This is a genomic window from Micromonospora sp. NPDC049836 (genome assembly GCF_044465125.1).
In the GTDB taxonomy this organism is placed as follows: Bacteria; Actinomycetota; Actinomycetes; order Mycobacteriales; family Micromonosporaceae; genus Micromonospora.
Genome location: NZ_JBITLH010000002.1, coordinates 409712 through 423737, shown reverse-complemented (window position 1 = coordinate 423737; position 14026 = coordinate 409712). Strand labels below are relative to the sequence as shown.

Sequence of the window (14026 nt, the reverse complement as noted above, 5' to 3'; positions counted from 1 at the left end):
ACCGGCCGGTGCTCTTTCCATCCGGTTTCGGATAGGTGACACTCGATGCATGGTTGCTGCATCGACAGTGCAAATAGCTGGACTGCCGGGGCGGGACACCGAGTGCGCCGCCGTCCGCCGGCTGATCGACGGCCTGCCCGACGCCGGGGGAGCGCTGCTGGTCTGGGGCGAGCCGGGCACCGGGCGCAGCGCGCTCGTCGGCTACGCGCACCGGCACGCCGCCCGCTGGCAGGTGCTGGCCGGCGCCGGCCTGGCCGACGAGGCCACCCTGCCGTACGCGGGCCTGCAACGCCTGCTCGATCCGCTGCTGGACCGGGCCGACCGGCTGGCCGAGCCGCAGCGCGGGGTGCTCCGGCGGACGCTGGCCGGGGCGGACTGCCCGGCCGACCAGCGGCTCGCCCTCTCCATGGGGGTGCTCGGGCTGCTCGCCGCCGTGGCCCGGGAGCAGCCGCTGCTCTGCACGGTCGACGACGTCGACCGCGGTGACCCGGCGACCGCCGAGGTGCTCGGCTTCGTGGCCCGCCGGCTCGGCCACCTGCCGGTCGCCCTCCTCCTCACCGCCGGCACGGACGCGGTCGCCGGCGGCGTACCCCGGCACCGGCTCCGGGCCCTCGACGACCGGGCCGGCGCCGCGCTGCTCACCGCCCGGCTGCCCGGGCTCGCCCCCCGGGCGGCCCGCGAGCTGACCGCGGTCGCCGGCGGCAACCCGCAGGCCCTGGTCGACCTGGCCGACGCGCTCACCCCCGGGCAGTGCCGGGGCGAGGAGCGGCTGCCCGAGACGCCGCCCCTCGACGGCGCGCTGGGCCGCGGCTACCGGGCCCGGCTGGCCGGGCTGCCGGCCGACACCCGGCGGGTGCTGCTGCTCGTCGCGCTCGACGAGGACGGCGATCCGGCCACCCTGGTGCGGGCCGCCCGCGCCGCCGGCACCGGGATCGAGGCGCTCGCCCCGGCCGAGGCGGCCGGGCTGGTCCGGGTCGGCCCGCACCGGGTGACCCTGCCGCAACCGCTGGCCCGGGCCGTGGTGGCGGCACACGCGCCGCTGGCCGAGCGGCGCGCCGCCCACCTGCTGCTCGCCGGGGTGCTCGACGGTCCCGGGCAACTGCTGCGCCGCACCCTGCACCGGGCCGCCGCGGCCGAGCGCCCGGACCCGGCGCTGGCCGCGGAACTGGAGGCCGCGGCCGGAACCGCCGGCGGAGAGGTGGCCGTGACCGCCCTGCACCGGGCCGCCGAACTCAGCACCGAGCCCGCGCAGGCCGCCGCCCGGCTGGTCGCCGCCGCCGGCCGGGCCTGGACGGCCGGGCAGCCACGGCGGGCCGGCCGGCTGCTCGCCGACGCCGCCGCGGCCGGTCCGGTCGACCCCGTGGTGGCCGGCCGGGCCGAGCTGATCCGCGGCGAGCTGGAGCTGCGCTGCGGCTCGCCCTCGGCCGCCTCGACGACCCTGCTCGCCGCCGCCCGGGCGGTGTCCGGCGTGGACCGCCTCGCCGCCCTCGGCGCGCTGGTCCGGGCCGGCGAGGCGGTCTGCCACACCGGCGACCAGTTCCGCTACGCCGAGGTGGCGCGCCGGGTGGCCGCCCTGCGCCGCCCCGGCGACCCGCCCGAGGCGGAGCTGCTGACCGCGCTGGCCGCCGGGGTGGCGGCGACCCTGCGCGGGGACCACGAGCGGGCCGGGCCGGCGCTGCGCCGCGCGGCCGTACTCGGCAACCGGCTGACCGGACCGGCGCTCACCCCGGCCGGGCTGATCGGCGCCGCGGTCGCCGGCCTGCTGGTCGCGGTGGACAGTGCTGCGCACCGGCTCGCCGAGCGGGCCGTCGAGCTGGCCCGGGCCCACGGTGAGGTGTCCGCGCTGCCCCGGGCGCTGGAGCTGCGCGCGATCGCCGAGTACTGGCTGGGCCGGCACGAGACGGCGGCGGAGACCTCCCGCGAGGGGCTGCGGATCGCCCGGGACAGCGGCCAGGTCAACTCCGCCGGCGTCCACCTGGGCATGCTGGCGGTGCTCGCGGCCGTACGCGCCGACCGGGACGCCAGCCTGCGCCGGATCCGCGAGATCGGCGAGGGCCCCGCCCCGCACAGCCGGCCGCGCGCCCTGGCCCAGTGGGCCCTCGCGGTGCTCGACCTGGTCGACGGCCGGCACGAGGCCGCCACCACCCGGCTCAGCGCGCTGGCCCGCCCCGGCACCGGCCGGGGGCAGGTGCTGATCCAGGTGATGGCCACGCCCTACCTGGTGGAGGCCGCCGCCGGGGCGGCCCGACAACCGGCCGCCACGGCCGCGCTCGCCGTCTTCGACCGGTGGGCCAGCAGCACCGCCAGCCCGTCCCGGCGGGCGCTCTCCGCCCGCTGCCATGGGCTGCTCGCCCCGCGCGGCAGCGCCGAGGCCGAACGCGGCTTCCGTACCGCGCTGCGGCTGCACCCGACGGACGCGGGAGCGTTCGAACGGGCCCGCACCGAACTGCTCCTCGGCCGCGAGTTGCGCCGCAGCCGCCGGCCCCGGGACGCCCGGGCGTACCTGCACGCCGCCCGGGAGACCTTCGGCCTGCTCGGGCTGACCGTCTGGGCCGAGCAGGCCACCACGGAGCTGCGGGCGGCCGGGGAGTCGGTCGGCACCCCCGAGCTGCCGGCCGCCCGGCTGCTCACCGGACAGCAGCTGCGGATCGCGCAACTGGTCGCCGAGGGCGCCACCAACCGCGAGATCGCCACCCGGATGTTCCTCTCCACCCGGACCATCGACCACCACCTGCGCAACATCTTCCACCGGCTCGGTATCCGGTCCCGTACCGAACTGGCCCGCGCGCTGCACTGAGCGGGGGCGGCCGGGCCGGGGACGGTCAGGGCAGCACGACGGTGCGGGCCCCCTCGCCGCGCGCCATCCGCTCGAAGGCCGCGGCGGCGCCGTCCAGGCCGGTGCGGTCGGTGATCAGGGCGGCCGGGTCGAGGCTGCCGTCGAGCACGGCGCGGGCCAGCTCGGGCACGTCGCGGTCGGGGTCGGACGAGCCGTACACCGAGGAGCGCAGCGTCCGCGCGGAGTGGAAGATGTCCAGGGCGCTCAGCTGCACCACGTCGTCGCGCGCGCCCATCCCGACCACGGTCACCTGCCCGCCGCGCCGGGCGGCCCGCCAGGCGGCGCGGATGGTCACGCCGCGGCCGACGCACTCGAGCGCGTGGTCGACGCCGCGGCCACCGGTGCGGTCGCGGACCGCCCGGCTCAGCGCGTCGTCGGCCAGCAGGAAGTCGGTGGCCCCGGCGGCGGCGGCCAGCGCGGCCTTGGCGGGGGAGACGTCGACGGCGAGCACCGGGTCCGCGCCCGCGGCCCGGGCGGCGGCGACCACCGACAGGCCGACCCCGCCGAGCCCGATCACCGCCACCGACTCACCGGGCGCCACCCGGGCGGTACGCCGCACCGCGCCGACCCCGGTGAGCACGGCGCAGCCCAGCAGGGCCGCGGTGGCGAACGGCAGCTCCGCCGGTACGCCGATCACCGCCTCCTGCGGCACCACCACCTCCTCGGCCAGCGCGCCGAGGCCGAGCGTGACGTGCAGCGCCTCGCCGGCCGAGGTCCGGCCGCGGGCGGTGGCGGGGGAGCCGGCCCGCTCGCAGAGCCACGGCTCGCCGCGCCCGCAGTACCAGCACCGCCGGCAGGGCGGGGCCCAGTTCAGCACCACGTGCGCGCCGGGCCGGACCCGGTCCACGCCGGCGCCGACCTCGACCACCTCGCCGGCGGCCTCGTGCCCGAGCACCAGCGGGTACGGCGCCGCCAGCGTGCCGTTGACCATGGACAGGTCCGAGTGGCACACCCCGGCGGCGCGTACCCGCACCCGGACCTCGCCCGGACCGGGGGCGGGCAACGCCACGTCCTCCACCGTCAGCGGCTGGCCGGCGCCCCGGGCGACCAGGGCCCTCATCGCTGGATCGCCTTCGTCTGCCGGAACTCGTCCAGCCCGTAGCGGCCCAGCTCCCGGCCGAGGCCGGACTGCTTGTAGCCGCCGAACGGGGCGAGCGGGTTGAACGGCGCCCCGTTGACGTCGACGGCTCCGGTGCGCAGCCGCCGGGCGACCCGCAGCGCCCGCTGCTCGTCGGCGGACCAGACGGCGCCGGCCAGGCCGTACCGCGAGTTGTTGGCCACCGCCACCGCGGCCTCCTCGTCGTCGACCGGGATGACCGCGAGCACCGGCCCGAAGACCTCCTCCTGGGCCAGCGCGCTGTCCGGGTCGACGTCGGCGAGCACGGTCGGGGCGACGAACCAGCCCCGCTCGGGCAGCACCGCGTCCGGGCCGCCGGCGACCAGCCGGGCGCCGTCGGCGAGCCCCCGGGTCACGTGGCCGGTCACCCGGTCCCGCTGGGCGGCGGAGACCAGCGGGCCGAGCCGGGTCTCGGCGGCGAAGGGATCACCGACCCGGTAGCCCTCGGCGGCCTTGGTGACCAGGGCCAGCGCCTCGTCGTAGCGGTCCCGGTGCACCAGCATCCGGGTCCAGGCGGTGCAGGTCTGGCCGGAGTTGAGGAAGGCGTTGCCGACGCCGACCTTCACGGCGGTGGCCAGGTCGGCGTCGTCGAGGATCACGTTGGCGGACTTGCCGCCCAGCTCCAGCGCCACCCGGGCGATCCGGTCCGCGGCCAGGTGGGAGATGCGCCGGCCGGTGGCGGTCGAGCCGGTGAAGGAGACCATGTCGACGTCCGGGTGGGCGGCGATGGCCTCGCCCACCTCGGCGCCGGTGCCGGGCACCAGGTTGACCACCCCGGGCGGGAAGCCGGCCTCGTGGATCGCGTCGAAGAGCAGGTACGCGGTCAGCGGGGTCAGCTCGCTGGGCTTGAGCACCACGGTGCACCCGGCGGCCAGGGCCGGCGCCAGCTTCGCCATCACCTGGTGCAGCGGGTAGTTCCACGGGGTGATCGCCCCGACCACGCCGACCGGCTCGCGGACCACCAGCGAGTTGCCGACGGTCTCCTCGGCGGGCGGCCGGGCGGCCAGTTCGACGTAGCTGCGCAGCACGGTCAGCGGGAGCCCGACCTGCACCCGGGTGGCGACCTTCAGCGGGGTGCCCAGCTCCCGGGCGACCGTCTCGGCGACGGTGCCGGCCCGGGCGGTCAGCGCGGCGTGCAGCCGGTCCAGGGCGGCGGCCCGCTGCGCCGGGGCGGTGTCGGCCCAGCCGGGGAAGGCGGCCCGGGCGGCCGCCACGGCCCGGTCGACGTCGGCCGCGGTGCCGGCCGGCACGGTCGCCAGGACCTCCTCGGTCGTCGGGTTGTGCACCGGGATGTGCCCCGCGGAGGAGGGGGCGACCCAGGCACCGTCGAGATAGATGTCGGTCCGTGCGGGCTCCATCGCACCCCTCATCCTGGTCGAAAACTAGCGCTGCAAGTTTCGACTCTAGTGCGCCTCGCCGGCCGGCGGGAGGGGTGGCAGCGGCCCGATGTGCGCCTCGTAGGTGCGGCAGAGCCCGTGGATCAGCGCGTCGAGGCCGAGCGCGAAGGCGCCCTCGTCCACCTGCTGCTGGTGCTCGGCGAGCCGGTGCGCCTGGGTCAGGTGCGGGTACTGCTCGGCGTACAACCCGGGGTCCTCGACGAAGCCGCGGGCGAACGAGCCGAGCGCGGACCCGGCCACGAAGTAGCGCATCAGCGCGCCGATGTGGGTGGCGCGCGAGGGCGGCCAGCCGGCCGCGACGAGCCCACCGTAGACGGCGTCGGCCATGGCCAGCGCCGCCGGCCGCCGCCCCGGACCGCGGGCCAGGTACGGCACGATGTTCGGGTGCGCGGCCAGCGCGGCCCGGTAGGAGTGCCCCCAGCGGCGCAGCGCCTCGCGCCAGTCGACCTTCCCGAAGAAGGAGACGTCGACCTGCGCCGTGACGCTGTCGGCCACCGCGTCGAGTATCTCGTCCTTGGTGGCGAAGTGGTTGTACAGCGAGGGTCCGCGCACCCCGAGCTCGGCCGCGAGCCGGCGGGTGGAGAACCCCTCCAGCCCGTCCGCGTCGATCAGCGCCGCGGCGGCCTCGACGATCCGCTGCCGGCTGAGCAGCGCCTGCCTCGGCCGGGGCATCCGCGCCTCCCTCGTTCGCTCGTCGGTTCGCCGCAACTCTGCCACAACGGGGTCTGGACGTAATTAAACTTGCAGCGCTAGTTTATGCCTCATGGACCTTCAGCTCTCCCCGGAGCAGGCGGCCGTCCGGCGACTGGCCGCCGAGTTCGTCGACCGGGAGGTGGCCCCGTACGCGGCGGCCTGGGACCGGCGCGAGTCGGTCGACCCGGAGATCGTGGGAAAGCTCGGCCGGCTCGGCTTCCTCGGACTCACCATCGGCGAGGACGACGGCGGCTCCGGGGGCGACCACCTCTCCTACTGCCTGGTGCTGGAGGAGCTGGGCCGGGGCGACTCCGCCGTCCGGGGCATCGTCTCGGTGTCGCTGGGCCTGGTCGCCAAGGCCATCGCCGCGCACGGGACCGCCGGGCAGCGGGCCGAGTGGCTGCCCCGGCTCTGCGCCGGCACCGCCCTCGGCTGCTTCGCCCTCACCGAACCCGACAGCGGCTCGGACGCGGCCGCGCTGACCACCCGGGCCGTCCGCGACGGCGGCGACTGGCTGATCAGCGGCGCGAAGACGTTCATCACCAACGGCACCACCGCCGACGTCGTCCTGGTCTTCGCCCGCACCGGCGGCGCGGGGCACCAGGGCATCACCGCCTTCCTGGTGCCGACCGACGCCGCCGGGCTGACCCGGCGGGAGATCCACGGCAAGCTCGGGCTGCGCGGGCAGGCCACCGGCGAACTCCGCTTCGACGCCGTCCGGGTGCCGGACACGGCCCGCCTCGGCCCGGCCGGTGGCGGGTTCCGGATCGCCCTGGCCACCCTCGCCAAGGGTCGGATGTCGGTGGCCGCCGGCTGCGTCGGCGTCGCGCAGGGCTGCCTCGACGCGGCGGTCCGCTACGCCGGGCAGCGCACCCAGTTCGGCAAGCCCATCGCCGGGCACCAACTGGTGCAGCAACTGCTCGCCGCCATCGCCGTCGACACCGCCGCCGCCCGGCTGCTGGTGTGGCGGGTGGCCGACCTCGTCGACCGCGACCAGCCGTTCGCCACCGAGGCATCGATGGCCAAGCTCTTCGCCAGCGAGGCCGCCGTCCGCGCGGCCAACAACGCCGTCCAGGTCTTCGGCGGGTACGGCTACATCGACGAGTACCCGGTCGGCAAGTACCTGCGCGACGCCCGCGTCGCCACCCTCTACGAGGGCACCAGCCAGATCCAGCAGCTGCTCATCGGACGCGCGCTCACCGGCGTCAACGCCTTCTAGCCAAGGAGAACCCGTGACCAGATTCGCCGACCGAGTCGCCGTCGTCACCGGCGCCGCGCAGGGCATCGGCGCGGCCACCGCGCACCGGCTGGCCGCCGAGGGCGCCGCCGTCGCCGTGGTCGACCTCGACGAGGCGCGCAGCCAGGCGGTCGCCGCCGAGATCACCGCGGCCGGCGGCCGGGCCGTCGGCATCGGCTGCGACGTGACCGATCCCGCGGCGGTCGCCGCCATGACCGACCGGGTGGTGCAGGCGTACGGCGGGCTGCACGTGCTGGTGAACAACGCCGGCATCACCCGCGACGACCTGCTGTTCAAGATGCCGCTGGCGCACTGGGAGGCGGTGCTCACCACCAACCTGACCAGCATGTTCCTCTGCTGCCAGGCGGCCCAGCAGCACATGGTCGCGGCCCGCTACGGCCGGATCGTCAACCTGAGCAGCCGCTCCGCCCTCGGCAACCGGGGCCAGGTCAACTACGCCGCCGCCAAGGCCGGGGTGCAGGGCCTCACGTCCACCCTCGCCATCGAGCTCGGCCCGTACAACGTCACGGTGAACGCCGTCGCGCCGGGCTACGTGGCCACCGCGATGACCGCCGCCACCGCCACGCGGGTCGGCAGCAGCCCCGAGGAGCACCAGCGGATGGTCGCCGAGCACACCCCGCTGCGCCGGGTCGCCCAGCCGGCCGAGATCGCCTCGGTGATCGCCTTCCTGGCCAGCGACGACGCGTCGTACGTCAGCGGACAGACCCTGTACGTCAACGGCGGCGCGCGCTGAGGCGCGCCGGCGGACCAGCACCCGGAGGGGACATGGACTTCGCGCTTTCCGACACCGAGCGGGCGATCCGCGACACCGCCCGCGACTTCATCACCCGGGAGGTGATGCCACTGGAGCAGGAACTGCTGCGCCGGGAACGGGCGCACCAGCCCGGGCTGGAGCACAGCGAGCTGCGCGAGTTGCAGCTCAAGGCCCGCAAGTTCGGCTTCTGGGGGCTGGCCACCCCGGAGGAGTACGGCGGCATGGACCTGCCGGCCGTCACCCAGTCGCTGATCTGGACCGAGCTCGGCCGCTCGTTCGTACCGTTCCGCTTCGGTGGCGAGGCGGACAACATCCTGTTCCACGCCAACGACGAGCAGAAGCGCGAGTTCCTCGTCCCGACCATCGAGGGCGAGCGGCGCAGCTGCTTCGCGATCACCGAGCCCGGCGCCGGCTCCGATGCGGCCAACATCAAGCTCAGCGCCCGCCGGGACGGTGACGACTGGATCCTCAACGGCGAGAAGACCTTCATCACCGGCGGCCACGAGGCCGACTTCGCCATCGTGATCGCGGTGACCGACCGGGAGAAGGGGGCCCGCAACGGCGGCGCCACCGCCTTCCTGGTCGACCGGTCGATGGGCTGGCGGTCGGAGTTCATCCAGACGATGGGGGAGGGCGGGCCCGCCGCGCTCGTCTTCGAGGACGTCCGGGTGCCGCACCGCAACATCCTCGGCGAGCCGGGGCAGGGCTTCAGCCTCGGCATGGAGTGGATCGGCAAGGGGCGCTACACCATCCCGTCGCACGCGGTCGGCATCGCCGAGCGGGCGCTGCGGATGGCCATCGACTACGCCAACACCCGGGAGACCTTCGGCGCGAAGATCGGCACCAACCAGGCCATCCAGTGGATGATCGCCGACTCGGAGACCGAGCTGGAGGCGGCCCGCTGGCTCATCCTGCGCGCCGCCTGGACCGTCGACCAGGGCCTGGACCCGCGGCACGCCTCGTCGATGGCGAAGCTCTACGGCGCGGGCATGGTCAACCGGGTGGTGGACCGGGTCCTGCAGATCCACGGCGGCATGGGCTACACCCGGGAGCTGCCCATCGAGCGCTGGTACCGGCAGGTCCGGCTGTACCGCATCTTCGAGGGCACCGACGAGATGCAGCGGCTGATCATCTCGCGCGACCTGCTGCGCGGCTACACCAAGCTGGGCGGGCACCTGGCATGAGGACCTTCGCCACCATCGAGGAACTGGCCGCGGCGACCGGCGAGACGCTGGGCCCCGGCCCCTGGCTCCGGATCGACCAGCAGCGCGTCGACCGGTTCGCCGACGCCACCGACGACCACCAGTGGATCCACATCGACCCGGAACGAGCCGCCGCGGGTCCGTTCGGCGGCACGATCGCGCACGGCTACCTGACCCTGTCCCTGCTGCCGGCACTGGTCAGCGGGCTGTACCGGGTCGAGGGGGTGACCATGGGGGTCAACTACGGGCTCAACCGGGTGCGCTTTCCCGCCCCGGTCCGGGTCGGCAGCGCGGTACGCGCCACCGCGACCGTCGCCGAGGTGTCCCCGGTGGACGGCGGCGTGCAGGTCGTCACCGCGGTGACCGTGCAGAGCGATGCCGGCGGCAAGCCGGTCTGCGTCGCCGAGACGGTCAGCCGCCTGCTGCGGGGGGCGGCCCGGTGACCGCGCTGTCGCTGGCCATGGTGCTGGCCGAGTCCGCCCGCCGGCACCCCGACACCGTCGCCGTGGTCGACGGTGAGCAGCGGGTCACCTACGCGGAGCTGTGGCTGGAGGCGCGCAGCTACGCCGCGGGCCTGCGCGAGCTGGGCATCGGCCCGGGCGACCGGGTGGCCCTGCTGGCCCCGAACGTCGTGGACTTCCCCCGGGTCTACTACGGCGCGCTCGCCGCCGGCGCGGTGCTCGTGCCGGTGCACCTGCTGCTCACCGTCGACGAGGCGGTGCACGTGCTGGCCGACAGCGGCGCCAAGCTGCTGGTCTGCCACAGCTCCCAACTCGCGCTCGGCGCGGCCGCCGCGGCGGCGGCCGGCGTCGCGCTGGTGACCGTCGGGCCGGCGGCGGCCGGCGCGGTCGCGCCCCGGCTGGAGGAGCTGAGCGACCCGCTGCCACCGCTGCCGTCCTACCTCACCCGGTCCGCGGAGGATCCGGCGGTGGTGCTCTACACCAGCGGCACCACCGGGGTGCCCAAGGGCGCCCTGCTCACCCACCTCAACCTGGTCATGAACGCCACCGTCAACGTCTTCGACGCCAACGACGCGCGCGGCACGGACGTGGTGCTCGGGTGCCTGCCGCTGTTCCACAGCTTCGGCCAGACCGTGGCGATGAACGGCACCTTCCGGATCGGCGCGACGCTGGTGCTGCTGAGTCGGTTCACCGGGCCGGCGGCCATCGACCTGATGCTGCGCGAGGGGGTGAACGTCTTCCACGGCGTACCCACCATGTACGTGGCGCTGCTCGACGCCGCCCGGGACCGCGACGAGCTGCCCCGGCTGCGGCTCTGCATCTCCGGCGGCGCGTCGCTGCCGGTGGCCGTGCTCGAACGGTTCCACGCCGCGTTCCAGACGACGATCTTCGAAGGGTACGGACTCTCCGAGACCTCACCCACCGCGACCACCAACCAGCCGCACTTCGGCACCCGCCCCGGCACCATCGGGCACCCGGTCTGGGGCGTGGAGGTGGAGATCGCCCGCGCGGAGGTGGAGGACCGGATCGAACTGCTGCCGGCCGGCGAGCTCGGCGAGATCGTCATCCGCGGGCACAACGTCTTCGCCGGCTACCTGGGGCGGCCCGAGGCGACCGCGGAGGCGGTGGTGGACGGCTGGTTCCGCAGCGGCGACCTGGGCCGCAAGGACGCCGACGGGTTCATCACCATCGTCGACCGGAAGAAGGACATGATCATCCGGGGTGGCTTCAACGTCTACCCGCGCGAGGTGGAGGAGGTGCTCGCCCGACACCCGGCGATCGGCCAGGTGGCCGTGATCGGCGTGCCCGACCCGCGGCACGGCGAGGAGGTCTGCGCGGTGGTGGTGGCCGATCCGGCCGGCCCCGGCCTGCCCGACGAGCAGGAGCTGATCGACTGGTCGCGGGAGCACCTGGGCCGGCACAAGTACCCGCGGCAGGTCCGCTACGTCGACGCGCTGCCGATCGGGCCGAGCCACAAGGTGCTCAAGCGGGAGCTGCGCCGGACCCTGGCCCCGCCGACGGACTGACCGGCGGAGCCTCTGGGCCGTCCGCTACGACACCCGCGGCCGCCGGCTCCGCTTCCGGCGGCCCGCACCGGGGCGGCCGGCCGCCCCGGGCGCGCTCAGCGGGGTACGCCGGCGGGTGCGGCGCCGGCACCGGGGGTGCCGGCGCCCCCGGATCAGTGCTTGGCCTGCTGCTTGGCCATCTCCGGTCGCTCACCCTTGCCGACCCGGCGCAGCGCGTCGCGCAGCTGCTCCTCGGTCATCTTGGAGTTGCCCTCGATGCCCTTGTCGTGTGCCTGCTGCCGCATTTCGTGCAGGCGGTTCCGGTCACCCATGTCCGAACCTCCTGATCCGTGGCGCGGGGCCGATCCCCACGCTCACCGGCCCATCGCGTTCCCGCCCCGGCCGGCGGCAAACGGCCGGTCGGCTCAGCGCAGGCGCACCGGCCCGGCGTCGATCCGGACCCGGAACAGCGCGTACGGCCGGCGGCGCAGGTCCTGTCCACGCTGGTACTTCGCCTGCCGGTGCAACTGGTTGGCGGTGACGTACAGGTGGCCGTCGGCGGCCACGGACATGGTGTCGGGCCAGAGCAGCCGGGGGTCGTGGACCACGGTCTCGAACTCGCCGTCCGGTCGGCGGCGCAGCACCGCGTTCTGCTCGTACGAGGTCAGGTAGAGCGCCCCCGAGTCGTCGGTCTCCAGGCCGTCCGAGCCGCCGCCCTTGTCGCCCTCGTCCACCACCGTGGCGGCCACCTGGTCGTCGTCGAGGGCGCGGTCGGCGAGGGCGTCGGTGTCGACGCTGTACCAGCGCCGCGAGGCGAGCGGGCAGTAGTACAGCCGGGAACCGTCGGCGGAGATGGCGATGCCGTCCGAGCCCATGCTGACCGGCTTGGGCGGCCCGTCCGCCGGGCGTTCCAGGAACGGCCGCCCCTCGACCACCGGGCGGAAGGTGCGCACCGGCTCCGCCTTGGTGGACGGGTGGTCGTGCAGCCGCCGCCAGGACGCGCCGGTGGCGAGGTCCACGACGATGATGCCGTTGGGCCCGGAGTCGGCGGAGTCGGTGATGTAGGCCAGCCCCGCGTCGCCGCGTCGCAGGTCGAAGCGGACGTCGTTGAGGTACGTCGTGGGCAGCGCGACGTCGGCCGGGAAGGTGATCACCTGACCGACGGTGTCGGTGTCCAGGTCGACGCGGACCAGTTTCGGCCCGCCCGGCCGGGTGGGCTGGAACAGCGGGCTGCCGGTGTCGAGCACCCAGAGCCGGTCGGCCGGGTCCACGACGACGCTCTGCACCGACACGAACGCGTTGGCGTCGTCGTCGCCGGCCGGGCTGTTCCAGGCCGGGTCCGGGAACGGCACCTCCTGGCCGGCGCGCAGCTCGACCACCGTCGCCGGCACCTCGTCGCCCCACTTCGGGAAGTTGACGAAGATCCGGCCGGTGTGCGACACGCTGACCCCGGTGGGCATCGCCCCGCCGAACGTGTGCACCAGTTCCAGCTCACCCACCGACTCGTCGCCGACCGGCCCGTTCATCCGCCCTCCCACCCGAGACAACAGGGTGTCCTTCCCGGGCCCCGACCCGGCAAACCCCACCCACCGGCGCCGCTGCGGCCCCCGTACCAACCCGGCCGATCGCCCCCCTTACCAACCCGGCCGATCGCGCCGCCCCTGCCCAACCCAGCCGATCGCCCAGCCCCTGCCCGACCCGACTGATCGCGCCGCCCTCGCCAACCCCGGCCGATCGCCCCGCCGGCCGGCGCGGCCGCGTCGCCGGTGCCGACGCCGGCGGGCGTACGCTGGCCGCGCGTGGCGGGAGGGGGACGACCGGGATGGGGCCGGCGGTGGGCGACGCGGCGGACCTGCTCCGCCGGGCACGGCGGGTGGTCGTCTTCACCGGTGCCGGCATGTCGGCCGAGAGCGGGGTGCCGACGTTCCGCGACGCCCTCACCGGGTTGTGGCGGCGGTTCGACGCCCACGCGCTGGCCACCCCCGAGGCGTTCGACGCCGACCCGGCCCTGGTCTGGGGCTGGTACGAGTGGCGACGCCAGCTCGTCCGGCGCGCCGAGCCGCACCCGGGACACCGGGCCGTGGCCACGATCGAGGCCCGCGTCCCGACGGTCCTGATCACCCAGAACGTGGACGACCTGCACGAGCGGGCCGGTTCGCGCGCCCCGCTCCACCTGCACGGCAGCCTGTTCGCGCCGCGCTGCTCGGCCTGCGACCACCCGGCGCCGGTGCCGGACGGGGCACCGGAGCCGGCCGACGGCCGCCGGCTGCCACCACCCCGCTGCACGCGCTGCGCGGGCGCGGTCCGCCCCGGCGTCGTCTGGTTCGGCGAGGCGCTGCCGCCGGACGCGCTCGCGGCGGCGGTCGACGCCGCGTCCGGCTGCGACGTGCTGCTGACCGTCGGCACCTCCGGCCTGGTCCACCCGGCCGCGGAGATTCCCCTGGTCGCGGCCCGCCTCGGCGGCTCGGTCATCCAGGTCAACCCGGACCGTACGCCGCTGGACGCGGTCGCCGCGGTGAACCTGCGCCCCCCGGCCGCCGAGGTGCTCCCCGCCCTGGTCGCCGCCGCCTGGGGTGACGCGGGCCGACGCTGACCAGCCCCGGGGGATCCGTCCGGCCCGGCCGGTACGAAGCCCGCCGCACGCCCGCGACGCCGGCACCGGCCGACGCCCGGTGTGCCGCAACGCCGGCACCGCCCGGCGCCGGGCGGCCACCTGATGCGCCCCGATCGGCATTCGTCAATCGTCTGACGTCTCGTCGTATGTGTGTAATCACCGACGGTTGTGAACGCGCTTCGATGACTA

Annotated in this window: 12 protein-coding genes; 7 read left to right on the top strand and 5 right to left on the bottom strand. The window is 75.7% G+C overall.

Annotation, left to right across the window (positions count from 1 at the left end; all coding sequences use genetic code 11):
* The first annotated feature begins 67 nt into the window (after positions 1–67).
* Positions 68–2797, top strand: coding sequence for an AAA family ATPase (locus tag ACIBPB_RS05925; protein ID WP_396838421.1), 2730 nt, complete (start codon positions 68–70; stop codon positions 2795–2797).
* 25 nt (positions 2798–2822) lie between these two features.
* Here the strand turns inward: ACIBPB_RS05925 and ACIBPB_RS05920 are convergent, their stop codons facing one another.
* From ACIBPB_RS05920 to ACIBPB_RS05910, 3 genes are read right to left on the bottom strand one after another with little or no spacing between them, the layout of a single operon-like run.
* The gene (locus ACIBPB_RS05920; RefSeq protein ID WP_396838420.1) at positions 2823–3896 is read right to left on the bottom strand and encodes an alcohol dehydrogenase catalytic domain-containing protein; all 1074 of its coding nucleotides are present in this window, start codon (positions 3894–3896) and stop codon (positions 2823–2825) included.
* Entirely contained in the window at positions 3893–5311 is a 1419-nt protein-coding gene (locus ACIBPB_RS05915; protein ID WP_396838419.1) for an aldehyde dehydrogenase family protein, read from the bottom strand. The genes ACIBPB_RS05920 and ACIBPB_RS05915 overlap by 4 nt, the downstream gene beginning before the upstream one ends.
* Positions 5312–5356: 45 nt before the next feature.
* The gene (locus ACIBPB_RS05910; protein WP_357313230.1) at positions 5357–6022 is read right to left on the bottom strand and encodes a TetR/AcrR family transcriptional regulator C-terminal domain-containing protein; all 666 of its coding nucleotides are present in this window, start codon (positions 6020–6022) and stop codon (positions 5357–5359) included.
* A 91-nt stretch (positions 6023–6113) separates the two neighbouring features.
* Here ACIBPB_RS05910 and ACIBPB_RS05905 point away from each other — a divergent pair, with 91 nt between their 5' ends.
* The 5 genes from ACIBPB_RS05905 to ACIBPB_RS05885 are packed head-to-tail and all read left to right on the top strand — an operon-like array spanning position 6114 to position 11244.
* Complete coding sequence (locus ACIBPB_RS05905; RefSeq protein WP_396838418.1) at positions 6114–7262, top strand: acyl-CoA dehydrogenase family protein; 1149 nt, start codon at positions 6114–6116, stop codon at positions 7260–7262.
* Between the two features lie 13 nt (positions 7263–7275).
* The gene (locus tag ACIBPB_RS05900; RefSeq protein ID WP_396838417.1) at positions 7276–8034 is read left to right on the top strand and encodes an SDR family NAD(P)-dependent oxidoreductase; all 759 of its coding nucleotides are present in this window, start codon (positions 7276–7278) and stop codon (positions 8032–8034) included.
* A gap of 32 nt (positions 8035–8066) precedes the next feature.
* Complete coding sequence (locus tag ACIBPB_RS05895) at positions 8067–9239, top strand: acyl-CoA dehydrogenase family protein (protein WP_357313245.1); 1173 nt, start codon at positions 8067–8069, stop codon at positions 9237–9239.
* The gene (locus ACIBPB_RS05890; protein ID WP_396838416.1) at positions 9236–9700 is read left to right on the top strand and encodes a MaoC family dehydratase; all 465 of its coding nucleotides are present in this window, start codon (positions 9236–9238) and stop codon (positions 9698–9700) included. Before ACIBPB_RS05895 ends, ACIBPB_RS05890 begins: the two co-directional genes overlap by 4 nt.
* A complete protein-coding gene (locus ACIBPB_RS05885; protein WP_396838415.1) occupies positions 9697–11244 on the top strand; it encodes a long-chain fatty acid--CoA ligase in 1548 nt (515 codons plus the stop codon). Before ACIBPB_RS05890 ends, ACIBPB_RS05885 begins: the two co-directional genes overlap by 4 nt.
* Positions 11245–11396: 152 nt before the next feature.
* Here the strand turns inward: ACIBPB_RS05885 and ACIBPB_RS05880 are convergent, their stop codons facing one another.
* Positions 11397–11555 carry a hypothetical protein gene (locus ACIBPB_RS05880; RefSeq protein WP_396838414.1) on the bottom strand — a complete coding sequence of 53 codons (159 nt, stop codon included), beginning with the start codon at positions 11553–11555 and terminating at the stop codon, positions 11397–11399.
* A 93-nt stretch (positions 11556–11648) separates the two neighbouring features.
* Entirely contained in the window at positions 11649–12749 is a 1101-nt protein-coding gene (locus ACIBPB_RS05875) for an L-dopachrome tautomerase-related protein (RefSeq protein ID WP_396838413.1), read from the bottom strand.
* Positions 12750–13045: 296 nt separating this feature from the next.
* Here ACIBPB_RS05875 and ACIBPB_RS05870 point away from each other — a divergent pair, with 296 nt between their 5' ends.
* Positions 13046–13816 (top strand): SIR2 family NAD-dependent protein deacylase, encoded by a 771-nt coding sequence (locus tag ACIBPB_RS05870; protein WP_396838412.1) that lies wholly within the window; start codon positions 13046–13048, stop codon positions 13814–13816.
* The last annotated feature ends 210 nt before the right edge of the window (positions 13817–14026 follow it).

Coding starts and splice junctions, on each gene's coding strand:
- ACIBPB_RS05920 (WP_396838420.1), bottom strand. CDS start 3,896: ATGAGGGCCCTGGTCGCCCGGGGCGCCGGCCAGCCGCTGACGGTGGAG.
- ACIBPB_RS05915 (WP_396838419.1), bottom strand. CDS start 5,311: ATGGAGCCCGCACGGACCGACATCTATCTCGACGGTGCCTGGGTCGCC.
- ACIBPB_RS05910 (WP_357313230.1), bottom strand. CDS start 6,022: ATGCCCCGGCCGAGGCAGGCGCTGCTCAGCCGGCAGCGGATCGTCGAG.
- ACIBPB_RS05905 (WP_396838418.1), top strand. CDS start 6,114: ATGGACCTTCAGCTCTCCCCGGAGCAGGCGGCCGTCCGGCGACTGGCC.
- ACIBPB_RS05895 (WP_357313245.1), top strand. CDS start 8,067: ATGGACTTCGCGCTTTCCGACACCGAGCGGGCGATCCGCGACACCGCC.
- ACIBPB_RS05890 (WP_396838416.1), top strand. CDS start 9,236: ATGAGGACCTTCGCCACCATCGAGGAACTGGCCGCGGCGACCGGCGAG.
- ACIBPB_RS05880 (WP_396838414.1), bottom strand. CDS start 11,555: ATGGGTGACCGGAACCGCCTGCACGAAATGCGGCAGCAGGCACACGAC.
- ACIBPB_RS05875 (WP_396838413.1), bottom strand. CDS start 12,749: ATGAACGGGCCGGTCGGCGACGAGTCGGTGGGTGAGCTGGAACTGGTG.
- ACIBPB_RS05870 (WP_396838412.1), top strand. CDS start 13,046: ATGGGGCCGGCGGTGGGCGACGCGGCGGACCTGCTCCGCCGGGCACGG.